Below are 15050 nucleotides of genomic sequence, written 5' to 3' on the forward strand. Positions count from 1 at the left end.
CCGTCTGGTGCCAGTGCGGTCACGCCTTCCTGCGGCGGCCGGTGGGCCGCTGCTGCCCCCGTCGCCGCAACGCGAACAACCCGCCACCCGCCAGCGCCGCGATCGCAGCCGAGCCGCCCAGCGCCCAGCCCTGTGTGGTCTCGGCGGGCGGCGTCGCGGAGGCGGCGCCGGGGGCGCCGGGCACCGGGGACGCGGAGGACCCGGAGGACTTCGGGCGCTCGCTCAGCGGCGTCACCAGCTCGCCGACCGCGCTCACCTTGCCGCCCGCCGCGAAGCCCCAGTCGAGGAGCGCGGCCGTCTCCGCGTAGACCGCCTCGTACCCGGCCTTCGGGTGCATGACGGTGACCAGGAGCGTACGGCCGTCGCGGGTCGCCGCGCCGGTGAAGGTGTTGCCCGCGTGCGAGGTGTAGCCGTTCTTGACGCCGATGAGGCCCTCGTACGCGGCGATGCCCTGCCCGGTGAGGAGGCGGTCGGTGTTCTGGATCTGGAACGTCTTGCCGCCGCCCGCCGGGAAGTCGGCGACCTTCGTGGCGCAGTAGCCGCGGAAGTCCGCGTTCCGCAGCCCGGCGCGGGCGAAGAGCGTCAGGTCGTACGCGGACGAGACCTGGCCCGGATGGTCGAAGCCGTCCGGGCTGACCACGTGCGTGTCGAGGGCCTGGAGATCCCGCGCGCGGGTCTGCATCGCCGCGACCGCCTTGTCGACGCCGCCGTACATCGAGGCGAGCACGTGCACGGCGTCGTTCCCGGAGCGCAGGAAGACGCCCTGCCACAACTGGTGGACGGTGTACGTGGTTCCGGCCTGGATGCCGACGAGGCTGGACCCCGCCGGGATGTCGGCCAGATCCTCCGCCGTCACCTTGTACTTCATGCCGTGCTCGAACTCCGGCAGGACCGTGTCCGCGAACAGCATCTTCAGCGTCGAGGCGGGCGGCAGGACGCGGTGGGCGCCGTAGGAGGCGAGGACGTGGCCGCTGTCGCTGTCGGCGACCAGCCACGCCTTCGCGGCGAGTCTCGGCAGTTTCGGGGCGCCCGCGCCGAGCCGCACCTGCACACCGGAGGCGGCCAGCCGCTCACCCCCGATGACCGAGGTCGCGGCGTACGCGCCCTGAGCGGCGTACGCGCCCTGAGCGGCGTACGCGCCCTGAGCGGCGTACGCGCCCTGAGCGGCGTACGCGCCCTGAGCGGTGGGCAGAGCGAGCGCGGCCGCCGTGCCGAGGCCCATGCCGAGGGCGTTGCGGCGGCTGATGCGCGAGGCGGTTCGCGAGGACTGTGGGGGAGGGGTGGTGCCGGGCATTCCGCGACGGTACCGGCCCAAGCCCGGGTAAAGGACAGAGGGGCCCACGGGCCGGGCCCGCCCGCGCCTACGCCTCCGGCGCCGTCCGCGTCATCCCCGGCAGGAAGTCGATGAACAGTTCGTGCACCTCCAGGACGAGCGGGCGCAGGACCCGGAAGCGGGCGAGCGCCACGCCCCGTGCCGTGAGCCTCGCGCCCCGCTCGGCGAGGCGCCGGCTGCGCTCGCGGCCCGGCGAACTGTCGAAGACCCAGTAGAGGACGAGCCCCATCTGGGACAGCCACATCAGCTCGGGCAGGATCACCGCGAGCTCCTTCGCCACCTTCGACCTGGACCCGGCGAGAACCTCCCGGTGCACCGCGATCGACGCCTCCCGCGCCCCCTCAGACTCCGCCGAGAACGGGCTGAGCGGCGAGTCCGGGTCGGCCGCGTTCTTGAAGAACTGGGCCGCGAACTCGTGGTACGGCTCCGCGATCTCCAGCCACACCCGGAGGACCCCGGCGAGCCGCGCCTGGAGGTCGGTCTCGTTGTCCAGGACGGACCGGACCGCCGCCCGGTGCTCGGCGGCGATCTGGTCGTAGAACCCCTGGATGAGGTGTTCCTTGCCGGCGAAGTAGTAGTACGCGTTGCCGACGGAGACGCCGGCCTCCTGGGCGATGGCCCGCATCGTCGTCTTGTCGTAGCCGCGCTCCCGGAAGAGCCGCATCGCGGTCTCCAGGATCAGCGCCCGCGTCTGCTCACTCTTGGCGCCCTTGGCCTCCGACTTGTCTGTAGCCACGCCCAGAAGCCTAATCGGCGACGCGGCAACCGGTGTCACAGGCCGCGCGCCCCGCCCCGCGACTCGCACTGACCGCCCCGCGACTCGCACTGACCGCCCCGCGACTCGCACTGACCGCTCCGGGCCGCACGTAGTACCAGCCGTCCTTCGCGTCGTACACCCAGCCGTCCGCGCGCCGGTACGCCCCGCCCCCGGCCTGCCGCCACTGATGCGTCTCGCGGTACTTGGCGGCGCCGAGCACCACCTGCTTGGCGACCTTCATCCCGGCGGGCGTCGCCATGCGGTGGGCGGTGGCCCGGTGCTCGCGCAGCGCCCACATGCAGACGACCCAGGCGGCGGGGCCGCGGTAGATCTGCCCGCCGTCGCCGATGACGGTGATGTCGCTGAGCGTCGCCGCGTGGTCGATGCCCGGGAAGCGGCCGCGCGCCTCGTCGGACCCCGCGGGCACGAAGTCCAGCGGTACCAGTTGCCGTTGCCGGGCCAGCCAGCCGCGCGCGAACGTGCACAGCGGGCATCCGGCGTCGTAGAGCACGGTCAGCCGGCGGACCGGAGCGTCCCCCCGGGCGCTCCGGTCCGTCTCCCCCGTGGCTCCCCCCGGGGTTCCCACCGCTGTCACGCCCCGGCCACCGGAGCGGCCCATCCCTGCGGCGGGACCGGCGGCAGCTGTTCGCGCTCCATGACGCCGCGCCGCCGGATCTTGTTGAGGACATAGACGTTGCCCAGGTGCATCACGCCGAGGACGAGGAGCACCACGCCGAGCTTGGTCGACAGCGCCTCGAAGACGCCGCGGGCGTTCTGGATGGTCCCGTCGTCGCTCAGGTAGAGGGCGACGAAGCCGAGGTTGACCAGATAGAAGCCGACCACGAGGAGGTGGTTGACGGCGTCGGCCAGCTTCTCGTTGCCGTGCAGCACGTCGGCGAGGAAGACCCTGCCGTTACGGCTCAGCGTGCGCGCCACCCAGACGGTCAGACCGATGCTGATGACGAGGTACACGACGTAGGCGACCACTGTGAGGTCCATGCCCCACCCTCCTTGAACTGCCTCGGACTGCCTTGAGCGCGTTCAAAAACGCTGACAGGAGTGACAGTAGACCTGTTTTTGAACACGTTCAAGCGGGAGTGGCGGGGCGTGACGGGGGTCTCGGTCGGGGCGCGGTGGAATCGTCAATTACGTGCCAGCTCGGGGCGTTTGAGGTAGTCCGTGAACCCGATGACGTTGCCCCAGGGATCCGCGATCTCGACGACGTACCCGGTGGACGTGGAGAAGGGCGGGTCGAGCGGCGTGATGCCCGCCTCGGCCAGGGAGCGGGCCGTGGCGCGGGCGTCCGGCACCTCCAGCCAGAGCCGCGTCGCGGGCCATGGCGGCGGCCGGTGCGTGAAGCCCTCCTCGACGCGCAGCAGCAGCCCCGGCGTCTCCTTGCCGGCGCCGAGCACCGCGATGCCGGCCTCGTCGAGACGGAACTTCACGGGGAACCCGGCACGCTCGTAGAAGGCGGCGGCCTCGGCCAGGTCGCCGACGGGGAGCAGGGCGTTGTCGAAGCCGAGGACGGCCGACGGGGATGGCGTGGCGTATGACATAACGTCAGATTAGCCCTGAATCGGGCAGGCGGGCGTGTATCCGGTGTCCGGAATCCGTGGCGGACTCGTGGCGGACACGCCACTGAACGGCCGTGGGCCCCGCTCCTGGAGAGGAGCGGGGCCCACGGACCGGGCACGACCGTAAGGTCAGTAGCGGCGCGTGATCAGCGCGCGCTTCACTTCCTGGATCGCCTTGGTGACCTCGATGCCGCGCGGGCAGGCATCCGTGCAGTTGAAGGTGGTGCGGCAGCGCCACACACCGTCACGGTCGTTGAGGATCTCCAGGCGCTGCTCCCCGGCCTCGTCGCGCGAGTCGAAGATGAAGCGGTGCGCGTTCACGATCGCGGCGGGACCGAAGTACTGCCCGTCGTTCCAGAACACCGGGCACGACGACGTGCACGCGGCGCACAGGATGCACTTGGTCGTGTCGTCGAACCGCTCGCGGTCCTCGGCCGTCTGCAGGCGCTCACGCGTCGGCTCGTTGCCCGTGGTGACGAGGAACGGCATGACGTCGCGGTACGCCTGGAAGAACGGATCCATGTCCACGACCAGGTCCTTCAGGACCGTCAGGCCCTTGATGGCCTCGACCGTGATCGGCTTCTGCGGGTTGATGTCCTTGATGAGCGTCTTGCAGGCAAGGCGGTTCTTGCCGTTGATACGCATCGCGTCGGACCCGCAGATGCCGTGCGCGCAGGAGCGGCGGAAGGTCAGCGAACCGTCCTGCTCCCACTTGATCTTGTGAAGGGCGTCGAGGACGCGCTCCTTCGGGTCGATCTCCAGCTGGAAGTCGACCCAGTTCGCCTCCGCCGAGACCTCCGGGTTGAACCGGCGGATCCGGAAGGTGACGGTGATGTACGGGGAGTCGGCGAACCCGGGCTCGGCCTTGCCGGCCGCCTCCGCCTTGTCCATGATCGGGGTTGCCATCAGTACTTACGCTCCATCGGCTGGTAGCGGGTCTGGACGACCGGCTTGTAGTCCAGACGGATGGACTCGGAGCCGTCGTCGCCGACCTCGCGGTACGCCATGGTGTGGCGCATGAAGTTGACGTCGTCGCGGTTCGGGAAGTCCTCGCGGTAGTGGCCGCCGCGCGACTCCTTGCGGGCCAGCGCGGAGGTCGCCATGACCTCGGCCAGGTCGAGCAGGTTGCCCAGCTCGATGGCTTCCAGGAGGTCGGTGTTGAACCGCTTGCCCTTGTCCTGGATCGAGACGTTGAGGTAACGCTTGCGCAGCTCGGCGATCTTCTCGACGGCCGTCTTGATCGTCTGCTCGGTGCGGAACACCATCACGTTGGCGTCCATGCACTCCTGCAGCTCGTTGCGCAGGACCGCGACGCGCTCGGTGCCCGTCGCGTTGCGCAACCGCTCGACCTGGGCCTCGACGAGCGACGCCGGGTCCTCCGGCAGCTCGACGAAGGACGTGGTGTGCGCGTACTCGGCGGCGGCGATGCCCGCGCGCTTGCCGAAGACGTTGATGTCGAGCAGCGAGTTGGTGCCGAGGCGGTTGGCGCCGTGCACGGAGACACAGGCGACCTCACCGGCGGCGTACAGGCCCGGGACGACGGTGGTGTTGTCCGCGAGGACCTCACCCTCGACGTTGGTCGGGATGCCGCCCATGGCGTAGTGCGCGGTCGGCTGGATCGGGATCGGGTCCGTGTAGGGCTCGATACCGAGGTACGTACGCGCGAACTCGGTGATGTCCGGGAGCTTCGCGTCGAGCTGCTCCGGCGGGAGGTGCGTGAGGTCGAGGTAGACGTGGTCGCCCTCGGGACCGCAGCCGCGGCCCTCACGGATCTCCGTGTAGATGGAGCGGGACACGACGTCACGGGACGCGAGGTCCTTCATGACCGGCGCGTACTTCTCCATGAAGCGCTCGCCGTCCTTGTTGCGGAGGATGCCGCCCTCACCGCGGGCGCCCTCCGTGAGAAGGATGCCCATGCGCCAGATGCCGGTCGGGTGGAACTGGAAGAACTCCATGTCCTCCAGCGGGATCCCGCGCCGGTAGCAGGCGGCCTGGCCGTCGCCGGTCAGGGTGTGCGCGTTGGACGTCACCTTGAAGAACTTGCCGGTGCCGCCGGACGCGTAGATGACCGACTTCGCCTGGAAGACGTGGATCTCGCCGGTGGCCAGCTCGTAGGCGACCACACCGGCGGACTTCTTGACGCCGTCTTCCTCGACGATGAGCTGGTCGAGGACGTAGAACTCGTTGAAGAACTCCACGCCCTCCTTCACGCAGTTCTGGTACAGCGTCTGGAGGATCATGTGGCCCGTGCGGTCCGCGGCGTAGCAGGACCGGCGCACGGGCGCCTCGCCGTGGTTACGGGAGTGACCGCCGAAGCGGCGCTGGTCGATCGTGCCGTCCGGGGTGCGGTTGAACGGCAGGCCCATCTTCTCCAGGTCGAGGACCGAGTCGATGGCCTCCTTCGCCAGGATCTCGGCGGCGTCCTGGTCGACCAGGTAGTCACCGCCCTTGATCGTGTCGAAGGTGTGCCACTCCCAGTTGTCCTCCTCCACGTTGGCCAGCGCGGCGGCCATGCCGCCCTGCGCCGCGCCCGTGTGGGAGCGGGTGGGGTAGAGCTTGGTCAGCACGGCGGTGCGGCTGCGCTTGGTCGACTCGATGGCCGCGCGCATGCCCGCGCCACCGGCGCCGACGATGACGGTGTCGTACTTGTGAATCTTCACGGGGTTCGCTCGCCTCGGCTTTAACGGATGTTCGGGTCGAAGGTGAAGATCACCAGCGTGCCCAGCAGGACGGTGAAGACCGTCGCGGCGTACAGCAGGCCCTTCAGCCACAGGCGGGTCTGGGGGCGCTCGGCGTAGTCGTTGATGACGGTACGCAGGCCGTTGGCGCCGTGCAGCATCGCGAGCCAGAGCATCAGCAGGTCCCAGCCCTGCCAGAACGGGGACGCCCAGCGGCCCGCGACGAACGCGAAGCCGATCTTGGAGACGCCGCCGTCGAGCACGAGCTGGATCAGCAGGTGGCCGAGGACGAGGACGACCAGGACGACGCCGGACAGCCGCATGAACAGCCAGGCGATCATCTCGAAGTTGCCGCGGCTGCCCTTGCCGGTCTTCGAGGTGCGCTTGCGCGGCGCCTCGATGACGGGGGCCGGGTTGTCGGCGTCGTAGAGCGAGACGCCCTCGACGGGCCCGACGCCGGACGGAGCGGAAGTGGTGTCAGCGGACATTTCTGGCCTCAGCTCCCGAAGAGTTCACGGACGGCGTGGCCGAGGACCGGGTAGAGCGCCCCGATCATCAGGACGACCCAGATGCCCACGACGGTCCAGAGCATCTGCTTCTGGTAGCGCGGGCCCTTCGACCAGAAGTCGACGGCGATGACACGCAGGCCGTTGAGCGCGTGGAAGAGAATGGCGGCGACGAGGCCGTACTCAAGGAGCGCGACGATCGGCGTCTTGTAAGTGGATACGACGTCGTCGTACGACTCCGGGGAGACGCGGACGAGAGCGGTGTCCAGCACGTGTACGAACAGGAAGAAGAAAATGAGGACACCGGTGACTCGATGAGCCACCCACGACCACATGCCTTCCCGGCCGCGGTACAGCGTTCCAGCCGGCACGGAAGAACCCTCCGGGAGCGGGGACTGAGGGCCGCGCCGGCTTCACTGTCGGTCGGGCCCGGCCGGGTACGGTCCACCGGCCGCTCGTCATCGTATCGACGAGTTGTCGGCTCGATCGCGCCGGGGCCTCCGGTGTGATCAAACAGGCAATCAAACAGGCACGTACGGGCTATCGCCCAGGCTCGGCTCCCGTGCGGTGTCCGGGTCCCCGGACCGGGCGGCGGGCAGCGCGCGCAGCAGACGGGTGATGCGTCCCCGGGCGAGTCGGCGCAGCTCCTCCGCGGCGGTCACGCGCTCCTCCTCCCGGTCGTTGCCGAGGCGGGCGTGGATCCCGGCGAGCAGATGGTCGAGCGCCTCGCTCGGCGCGATGTCGTCCAGGCAGATCACGAAGGCGTGCCCGAAGCGGCTCTCGTACGCGCCGTGCGCCGCGGCCAGCGCGGTGTACGCGGCCGAGTAGGCGGCGGCGCCCGGCAGGCGGGGCAGCTCCTCGCTGGTCAGGGCCTCGGCGATCGCGCTGATGGGGAGGTCGTACGCGGCCTCGTCGGCGGCGGCGAGCAGCGCGTCGAGGTCGGGGTAGGGGCGGTGCGCGACGAGGCGGCGGGCCCAGGCGCGGCTGCCGAAGCAGGTGTGCAGGGCGTCCTCGGCGGTGGCCCGCGGCAGTGCGTTGAAGCGGGCGACTCCCTGAGCCGATCCGGTCTGCGCCGGCAGGGGCGGACGGCCGGGTACGAACGGGGCGCGGTGCGCGGACAGCGGGTCCTCCGGCGGAAACGGGTGGGGGCTGTGCGATGGACTGGTGATACGGGCGGCGTGCGTGTGTTTGTGCCGTAACGCTAGCGAGGTGTGATTGCGAGTGTCCGACGGATGCGCGAATTTCACCCGGACGGAAGAGTTTAGGGCGTTTCCGTGACAGCGCCGTCGTGGTCCTGTCCCGCTGTACGTGCCGACGCGTCGTGGCTGGGCGCACAGGTCCCCGCACCCCTGGGGGGCGGCCGTTACCGTCGGCGGGAACATGATCGCGAGCGGAGGTGGTCGCACGTGGAGCGGAAGGTTCTGCTGGCCGGCGGCGGGGTCGTCGTGGCCGGGGCGGTGGTCGTCGCGGCCGTGCTGTGGCCCGACGACGGGGACAGCTCCTCCGGGTCGGCACCGAGCGACGGCAAGACCGGCTCGTCGGCGCCCGCGTCCCCGTCTCCCTCGCCCAGCCGGTCGTACGCGCTGTCGAAGCCACCGCGCACGATCCCCGCGGTCCGCGACTTCACCGCGGCGCGCGGACCCGGCTGGAAGGCGGACGGCGGCCGCGTCGTCGTACGGGACGGGAAGCTCGCCGACGAGGGCAGGCTGATCGCCGGGGAACTGGGGTTGAAGTACGCGGGCGAGGACGCCGAGGCGGGCGCCGGGGACGTCGAACTGGCGCTCGGCGGGGCGCGCCGGGCGAACCAGGAGTCGTACAGGATGACGGTGCGGGACGGGGCCGTCCGCATCGTCGGGCCGACCGAGACCGGCGTCTTCTACGGCACGCGCACCCTGAAGCAGGAGGCGCACGGCGGTGCGACCGTCCCGGAAGGTGTGGTCGACGACGCGCCCGCGAAGCCGCAGCGCGGGTTCATGATGGACATCGCCCGCAAGCACTTCTCCGCGGACTGGATCAAGGACAGGATCCGGGAGATCGGGGACCTGAAGTACAACCAGTTCGGGCTGCACTTCTCCGACGACCAGGCCTTCCGGATCGAGTCCGACTCGCACCCGGAGATCGTGTCGAAGGACCACCTGACCAAGGCTCAGGTGCGGGAGATCCTGGACCTCGCCGCCGAGCGGCATGTGACGGTCGTCCCCGAGATCGACTCGCCCGGCCACCTCGGCGCGGTCATCAAGGCCCACCCCGATCTGCAGCTCCGCGACGCGAAAGGCGTGGCGCAGCGCGGTGCCGTCGACATCTCCGAGCCGGAGTCCGCGAAGATCGTGGACGACCTGCTGAAGGAGTACGCGGGCCTGTTCAAGGGCGCCTACTGGCACCTGGGCGCCGACGAGTACCGGGCGCTGACGGTCAAGAGCCCGGAGACCTCCTACCCGCAGCTCGCCGCGGCGGCGCGGCGGGCGCACGGCTCGGGCGCGCGCGTGCAGGACCTCGCGCAGTCCTGGCTCAACGACCGGGCGAAGACCATGGCCCCCTACGACCGGCACCTCAAGGCCTGGAACGACGGGTTCTACGAGGGCGGGAACGTCGACGCCGACAAGAACCTGGAAGTCGCGTACTGGACCGGCAAGGAGATCGGGGCCCGCGAACCGGTCTCGTACCTGAGCGCCGGGCGGAAGCTGACCAACTACAACGACGAGTTCCTCTACTACGTCCTCGGCCAGCCGAACACCTTCACCTACCCGACCGGCAAGCGGATCTACGAGAGCTGGACGCCGCGCGTCGTGCGCGGGACGACGGCCGTGCCCGCCAAGTACGACGACCAGATCCTCGGCGGCACCTTCGCCGTCTGGTGCGACCTCGCGCAGTCGCAGACCCAGGCGCAGGTCGCGCAAGGCGTACGGATGCCGCTGCGGGCCACCGCGCAGAAGCTCTGGGACGCCCGGAAGCCGGAGCCGACGTGGCCGCAGTTCGTCGACCTCGCGGCTCGGGTAACCGGCTGACCTGCGGAAACGACTGGACATCGGAGGTCGGCGGGCCGTATGGTCCGCTGGCCGCGCGGCCGGGGGGTCGAACACAGCGGCGGTTGCCTGGGGAGGGCGCGCGGCTGTGCTGTGCAGAAGATGCGGGAAGAACAACGCGCTGGTCGAGGACGGGCTGTGCGCCCGCTGCTCGGACGAGGCGTTCGGGTCGCTGACCGCGCCGCCGGGCGCCGGGGCCGACCGGGCGGAGCCGCTGGCGCCGCTGCCGCCGCCGGTGCCGTCCGCGCCCTACGACCCGAGGGCCCGCTGGGCGCTGCTGCGGTCGCCGAACGGCCTCGCCACCCTCGCCATGGCGCTGCTCGGCCTCGTCCTCGTGGTCGACCTGGGCGCCGTGGGCGTCGGGATCGCCGAGTACCGGGCCCTGTCCGACCTCGTCGGCGGTGGCTGGGCCGGGTTCGACGACGGGAAGTTCGGCCGCCTCGACGACGCGTACCGGTTCCTGGGCGTGGCCCAGACGGGCGCGCTCGTGGTTACCGCGATCGGCTTCATCCTCTGGTTCCTGCGCGTGCGCGACAACGCGGAGATCTTCGCGCCGCAGGGGCAGAGCAAGGCCCGCCCTTGGGCGGTCTTCGGCTTCTTCGTGCCGGTCGTGGCGTTCTGGTTCCCGCGCCGCATCGCGCTCGACACCTGGCACGCCAGCGCCGACGGCCTCGAACTCTCCCGCAAGCGGGCGCGGTCCGGCGTGATCGAGCTGTGGTGGTTCCTCTGGATCCTGAACCAGGTCTTCGGACGGTTCGCGGGCCGGCAGTACGACAAGGCCGAGAGCCTCACCGAGATCGAGTCGGCGACGGCCTGGGTGATCGCCGGTGACGTGCTCGACATCGTCAGCGCCGCGGCCGCGATCTGGTTCGTCCGCTCCCTGACCCGCCTGCAGAACCGCAAGGTGACGGCCGGTGGCGTCCCGGCCACTGTCATCGCCTAGTTGACGCTTCGGGTGGCGAAGTCCCGCACCGCTGTGGTCTATTCGCCCGGGGTCCACAGGGGAGCACCGGGACGGGGGCACGGCAATGGGCTACTGGGGCTACTACGTGGTGGCCAGGAGCGAGCGTCCGCTGAAGGAGCTGCGCGCCCTCGACGCGGTGGCCGACGAGCTGACGCTCCTGGAGGAGCGGCCCGGCGACTGGCAGATCTGGGAGTGCCCCGGCGGCACGGGTGACCGGACGCGCGACGTCGGCAGCATGAACGTTCTCGCGGCGGAGACGCGGGCGCCCGCCCTCTTCGCGTACGTGATGGACAGCAGCTGCGCCGTGATCGAGGCGGCGGCGCCGGACAGCGGCGCGTGGACGACGTGCCTCGGGCGCACCACCATGGCCGTGTTCATCGGCGGTGACGAGCGCGCCCTGGAGGACTACTTCCTGCCGCCGGACGACGCGGCCGAGCGCGCGGTCTCCTGGGCGGGCGAGTGCGGGCGCACCGTCGAGGCGCAGCCGCTGGCCGACGTGTTGTGCGCGGCGGCGGAGCCGTCGGCGGAGGAGCTGTTCTTCCGGTTCCTGGACCGGCTCGGGGTGGCGCAGTGAGCGCCGCCCCCGAGGCCGGTCCGGGAGCTTGTCCGGAAAAGCGGCGCTACGGCGTCAGGCCGGCGCCCAGTCGGGCGCCCGCCGGGGTGCCCAGGGACGCGTTGTTGTAGGTCTTGGTCGAGGTCAGACCGAGACCGGTGCTGTTGCTCGGCACGTACAGCAGGGTGCCGTTGTTGGTGTCCTCGCCCGCCGCGCCGACGACCAGGTCGGCCCGGCCGTAGCCGGAGAGGTCGACCAGGGCGGTGGCCGTGCCGAAGTTGTCGTTCGTCTCGGTCGCGCCCGGGACGCCCGTCGTGTCCTGCGAGAGGGCGACGGAGCCGGCGCCGGTCGGCCCGGCCGACGAGCCCTTCAGGAGGAGCGTCGTGCCCGTGTTGGAGCGGTTCGTCGTACGGGTGATGTCCTCGTTCGGGGCGCCGGTGAGGATGTCCGCGTAGCCGTCGTTGTCGTAGTCGCCGACCGCGACGGACCAGCCCATGGCGTCGCCGGACTCGTTCGCGCCGGGGACGTCGGCGGTGGACTGGCTGATCGTCTTCGCGCCGGTGGCGGTCAGGCCGGTGCCCGCGACGCCCTTGACGAAGGTGACCTGGCCGCCGGAGACGCCGCCGGACTCGGCGGTGTAGGGCTGGCCGACGACGATGTCGTCGACGCCGTCGCCGTTGACGTCACCGGTGGCGATGGAGCGGCCGCCCTTGACGGTCAGCGTGCCCACCTTGGTCAGGCCGGTGGTGCCGCCCTTGAACCAGACGACGCGGCCGACGGAGCCCGCGTCGCGGTAGTTGAGAGCGACGTCGGCGTACCCGTCGAGGTTGAAGTCGCCGCTCGTGGCGTCCGCCCAGGCCAGGTTGGCGGTGGCGGTCGTCAGCTTGGCGTGGGCGATCCGGCCGTCGGCGTAACGGGCCGCCCAGGTGCCGCCCGCGCCGGTGGAGGCGGTGAACACGTCGGCCTTGCCGTCGGCGTCGAAGTCGGCGGCGGCGACCGCCGCACCGATCCGGGCGCCGGTCGGCGTGTAGCTCGCGGGCAGGTCGAGGGCGAAGCCCTTGGTGAGCTCGGGACCGTACAGGGCGGTGACGGCGCCGCGGTCCTTGTGGCCCGCGGAGTCGTCCTCGCCGGGCTGGCCGACGATCAGGTCGGTGTAGCCGTCGGCGTTGAGGTCGGCGGTCGCGGTGGCCGTGCCGAACTCGTCACCGGTCTCGGCGGCGCCGAGCACGTCACCGGCCTGCGAGATGGCCTTGCGGCCGGTGGCGGTGGGCCCGTCGATGGTGCCCGGGACGACGACGACCTGGCCGCCGCTCGACCCCTTCGGTACGCCCGTCACGATGTCCGGGGTGGCGTCGCCGGTCAGGTTCTGCGAGGGCAGCGCGTGCGAGATGCCCGGCGTCGCGGCGAGGGTGCGGATGCGCGACAGCTTCGGGTACAGGTTCACGCCGGGGCACAGCGTGGCGTTGGTGTCCTTGTGGCCGAAGACGCGCGGCAGGGTGATGGTCGAGCCCTTGGCGACCTTGTTGCCGTCGGTACCCAGGTCACCGTTGGACGTCAGGGTGACGTTGCTGGTCGCCTTGATGCCGTACTGGCCGAACTTCCAGGCGACGACGCGGGCGATCGCGTCGAGCGCCGCCTTGGTCGGCTTCACCTTCTCGAAGTTGCCGATGTAGGAGATGCCGACGGTGTCGGTGTTGAACCCGTAGTCGTGGGCGCCGTGCACCGGCAGGTCCATGCCGCCGGTACGGCCCTCGAAGATCTGGCCGCAGCGGTCGACGACGAAGTTGTAGCCGAGGTCGTAGTAGCCCTTGGAGACGTGGTCCTGCTGGATCTGGCGCAGCCGCTCGGCGGACTTGGCGCAGGGGACCTGGTTGTCGGCGTCGACACCGGTGTGGTGGACGACGGCGGCCTTGATCTCCGTGTCGTAGGACGGCGTCCCGTCGTGCGAGAGGCCGGGGCCCCACACCGACTGCGGGATGATGTACGGCTTCACGACCGTGGAGGGGCGGGGAGCCGGGGGCGGTGTGTCACTCGGCGACGGGGAGGTGGTGGCCGTCGTGGTGGCCGGCGGGGTCTCGGCCGGGCTTCCGGTCTCCGTCCCGGTGAAGCCGGGGTCCACCGTCTCCGGCGCCGAGGGCGCCGAGGGCGTCGTGGCCGGGTCGGCCGTCGCGGTCGCCGTGGGCGTCGCCGTGTCCTCGCTGAACGCGGCCGGCTTGGCCAGACCCTCGGCCGTCGGCCCGGTGCCCGGGTCGATCAGCTTGACGTCCATGCCCGCGGGCAGGTCGGAGGCGGTGCCGTCCGCGGCGATCACCCGGACCTCGACCCCGTCGGAGACGTCCTCCGTCGGCACCGACGCGGTGCCGCCCCGGATCGCGGAGCGCTCGCGCTCGGCGCCGTCCGCGTCGTTCGTCTCCTCGGGCAGCGTGGTCCACTTGCCCCAGTCGCCGCTCTCGGCGTCCCGCGCGCGGAACTGCGCCTTGCCGTCGATCTCGGCGTCCGGGTTCTTCCACGTCACCGACACGGCGCCGAACGTCGCGGTCGACTTCTGCGGCACGACCTTCCGGTCGCCCTTCGACTGCAGCTTCAGCGTGTGCACCGCCGCGGCCCGCCGCTCGGGACCCTTGGCGCTGTCCGCCGGGCCGGAGGCCATGGCGTACGTCGCCGCCCCCGCCCCGCCGAGCACCACCGCACCGAGCGTGATCCACGCTCTGCGCTTCATACTGAGCGGCTTGTACGCGTGCGAAGCGCGCGCGCCCTGCTCCTTGCCGCGCGAATGTCGCGGGCTCAAATGCCCCACCCCTTGGAGAAGTTAACAAGAACCCCGCGGGAACCGCGGGTAGTCGATCTGTTCAGCGAACAACCGTCGAGGAACGTCACACGCGCCCCACGGCTGTGCCTGCAGACGAACGGCGGCGTCCAAAGGTTGTACGTACATCTGTGGAGCGCCCTGTGACGTTTCTGTGCGCAAGGGCGCTGATCGACGTGGGGCGCGTCCACAACCGTGCACGCCGTCCGCGTCGTTCGTCGTACGAAGAGGTAAGCGGTTGGGCCAGGGAGCGGAGCCCCGTCGTCCGCATGCGCGCGACGACGAGCTGGGCGCGGCCGTGGCGCGGGCCCAGGAAGGCGACGAGGCCGCCTTCGCCGTCGCCTACCGCATGGTGCAGCCCGGACTCCTCGGCTACCTGCGCGGGCTCGTCGGCCCCGAGGCGGAGGACGTCGCCGCCGACGCGTGGCTGGAGATAGCCCGCGACCTCGGCCGGTTCCGGGGCGACGGCGCGGGCTTCCGCGGCTGGACCGCGACCATCGCCCGCCACCGCGCCCTCGATCTGCTGCGCCGGCAGAAGGTGCGCCCGCGCACCACCGTCCTGGAGCGGGACGTGTTCGACCTGCCCGCCGCCCACAACACCGCCGAGCAGGCACTGGAAACCCTGTCGACGGAACGCGCCCTCGCCCTCATCGGCGAACTCCCCCCGGATCAGCGGGAGGCCGTGCTGCTGCGTGTCGTCGTCGGGCTCGACGGGCCCACCGCCGCGCGCGTCCTCAGCAAACGCCCCGGCACGGTGCGCACGGCGGCGTACCGGGGGCTGAAGCGGCTCGCGCGGCAACTGGCCGGGGCCGAGGACGCGCCCGGCACGGAAGAGGGAGCGGGATGACCGGGAGAT

At 71.1% G+C, this 15050-nt stretch carries 15 protein-coding genes; 4 read left to right on the plus strand and 11 right to left on the minus strand.

All coding sequences use genetic code 11. The features are described from left to right. Positions 1 to 19 precede the first annotated feature (19 nt). The 10 genes from ACH4RC_RS10815 to ACH4RC_RS10860 all read right to left on the minus strand — a co-directional run bounded on the left by ACH4RC_RS10815 (position 20) and on the right by ACH4RC_RS10860 (position 7969). Positions 20 to 1294, minus strand: coding sequence for a D-alanyl-D-alanine carboxypeptidase family protein (locus ACH4RC_RS10815; protein ID WP_398198096.1), 1275 nt, complete (start codon positions 1292 to 1294; stop codon positions 20 to 22). Positions 1295 to 1361: 67 nt separating this feature from the next. Continuing rightward, on the minus strand, positions 1362 to 2075 hold the full coding sequence (locus tag ACH4RC_RS10820) for a TetR family transcriptional regulator (protein ID WP_398199149.1): 714 nt from the start codon (positions 2073 to 2075) through the stop codon (positions 1362 to 1364). A 4-nt stretch (positions 2076 to 2079) separates the two neighbouring features. Beyond that, complete coding sequence (locus tag ACH4RC_RS10825) at positions 2080 to 2676, minus strand: thiol-disulfide oxidoreductase DCC family protein (protein WP_398199151.1); 597 nt, start codon at positions 2674 to 2676, stop codon at positions 2080 to 2082. 5 nt (positions 2677 to 2681) lie between these two features. Next, on the minus strand, positions 2682 to 3089 hold the full coding sequence (locus ACH4RC_RS10830; RefSeq protein ID WP_398198098.1) for a hypothetical protein: 408 nt from the start codon (positions 3087 to 3089) through the stop codon (positions 2682 to 2684). A 143-nt stretch (positions 3090 to 3232) separates the two neighbouring features. Continuing rightward, positions 3233 to 3646, minus strand: coding sequence for a VOC family protein (locus tag ACH4RC_RS10835; RefSeq protein ID WP_398198100.1), 414 nt, complete (start codon positions 3644 to 3646; stop codon positions 3233 to 3235). A 147-nt stretch (positions 3647 to 3793) separates the two neighbouring features. Continuing rightward, positions 3794 to 4570 carry a succinate dehydrogenase iron-sulfur subunit gene (locus ACH4RC_RS10840; protein ID WP_398198101.1) on the minus strand — a complete coding sequence of 259 codons (777 nt, stop codon included), beginning with the start codon at positions 4568 to 4570 and terminating at the stop codon, positions 3794 to 3796. Next, positions 4570 to 6324, minus strand: coding sequence for a succinate dehydrogenase flavoprotein subunit (gene sdhA, locus ACH4RC_RS10845; RefSeq protein ID WP_398198103.1), 1755 nt, complete (start codon positions 6322 to 6324; stop codon positions 4570 to 4572). The genes ACH4RC_RS10840 and sdhA overlap by 1 nt, the downstream gene beginning before the upstream one ends. A gap of 20 nt (positions 6325 to 6344) precedes the next feature. Then, positions 6345 to 6830: a succinate dehydrogenase hydrophobic membrane anchor subunit gene (locus tag ACH4RC_RS10850; RefSeq protein ID WP_398198105.1), complete on the minus strand. Its 486-nt coding sequence runs from the start codon at positions 6828 to 6830 to the stop codon at positions 6345 to 6347. Positions 6831 to 6838: 8 nt separating this feature from the next. Then, positions 6839 to 7219 (minus strand): succinate dehydrogenase, cytochrome b556 subunit, encoded by a 381-nt coding sequence (gene sdhC / locus ACH4RC_RS10855; protein WP_394431184.1) that lies wholly within the window; start codon positions 7217 to 7219, stop codon positions 6839 to 6841. 150 nt (positions 7220 to 7369) lie between these two features. Beyond that, positions 7370 to 7969, minus strand: a complete 600-nt coding sequence (locus tag ACH4RC_RS10860; RefSeq protein ID WP_398199152.1) for a 2-oxo-4-hydroxy-4-carboxy-5-ureidoimidazoline decarboxylase — start codon at positions 7967 to 7969, stop codon at positions 7370 to 7372. 285 nt (positions 7970 to 8254) lie between these two features. On the opposite strand from ACH4RC_RS10860, the gene ACH4RC_RS10865 reads away from it, so the two are divergent. The 3 genes from ACH4RC_RS10865 to ACH4RC_RS10875 all read left to right on the plus strand — a co-directional run bounded on the left by ACH4RC_RS10865 (position 8255) and on the right by ACH4RC_RS10875 (position 11409). Next, positions 8255 to 9853, plus strand: a complete 1599-nt coding sequence (locus ACH4RC_RS10865) for a glycoside hydrolase family 20 protein (RefSeq protein ID WP_398198107.1) — start codon at positions 8255 to 8257, stop codon at positions 9851 to 9853. A 106-nt stretch (positions 9854 to 9959) separates the two neighbouring features. After that, the gene (locus ACH4RC_RS10870; RefSeq protein ID WP_398198110.1) at positions 9960 to 10814 is read left to right on the plus strand and encodes a DUF4328 domain-containing protein; all 855 of its coding nucleotides are present in this window, start codon (positions 9960 to 9962) and stop codon (positions 10812 to 10814) included. 85 nt (positions 10815 to 10899) lie between these two features. Then, on the plus strand, positions 10900 to 11409 hold the full coding sequence (locus ACH4RC_RS10875) for a hypothetical protein (protein ID WP_398198112.1): 510 nt from the start codon (positions 10900 to 10902) through the stop codon (positions 11407 to 11409). 46 nt (positions 11410 to 11455) lie between these two features. Here the strand turns inward: ACH4RC_RS10875 and ACH4RC_RS10880 are convergent, their stop codons facing one another. Further along, positions 11456 to 14176 (minus strand): FG-GAP-like repeat-containing protein, encoded by a 2721-nt coding sequence (locus ACH4RC_RS10880; RefSeq protein WP_398198115.1) that lies wholly within the window; start codon positions 14174 to 14176, stop codon positions 11456 to 11458. A gap of 256 nt (positions 14177 to 14432) precedes the next feature. On the opposite strand from ACH4RC_RS10880, the gene ACH4RC_RS10885 reads away from it, so the two are divergent. Then, the gene (locus tag ACH4RC_RS10885) at positions 14433 to 15041 is read left to right on the plus strand and encodes an RNA polymerase sigma factor (RefSeq protein WP_398198116.1); all 609 of its coding nucleotides are present in this window, start codon (positions 14433 to 14435) and stop codon (positions 15039 to 15041) included. Positions 15042 to 15050: the final 9 nt, after the last annotated feature.

Source organism: Streptomyces sp. NPDC016845, assembly GCF_044332585.1.
GTDB lineage: Bacteria > Actinomycetota > Actinomycetes > Streptomycetales > Streptomycetaceae > Streptomyces.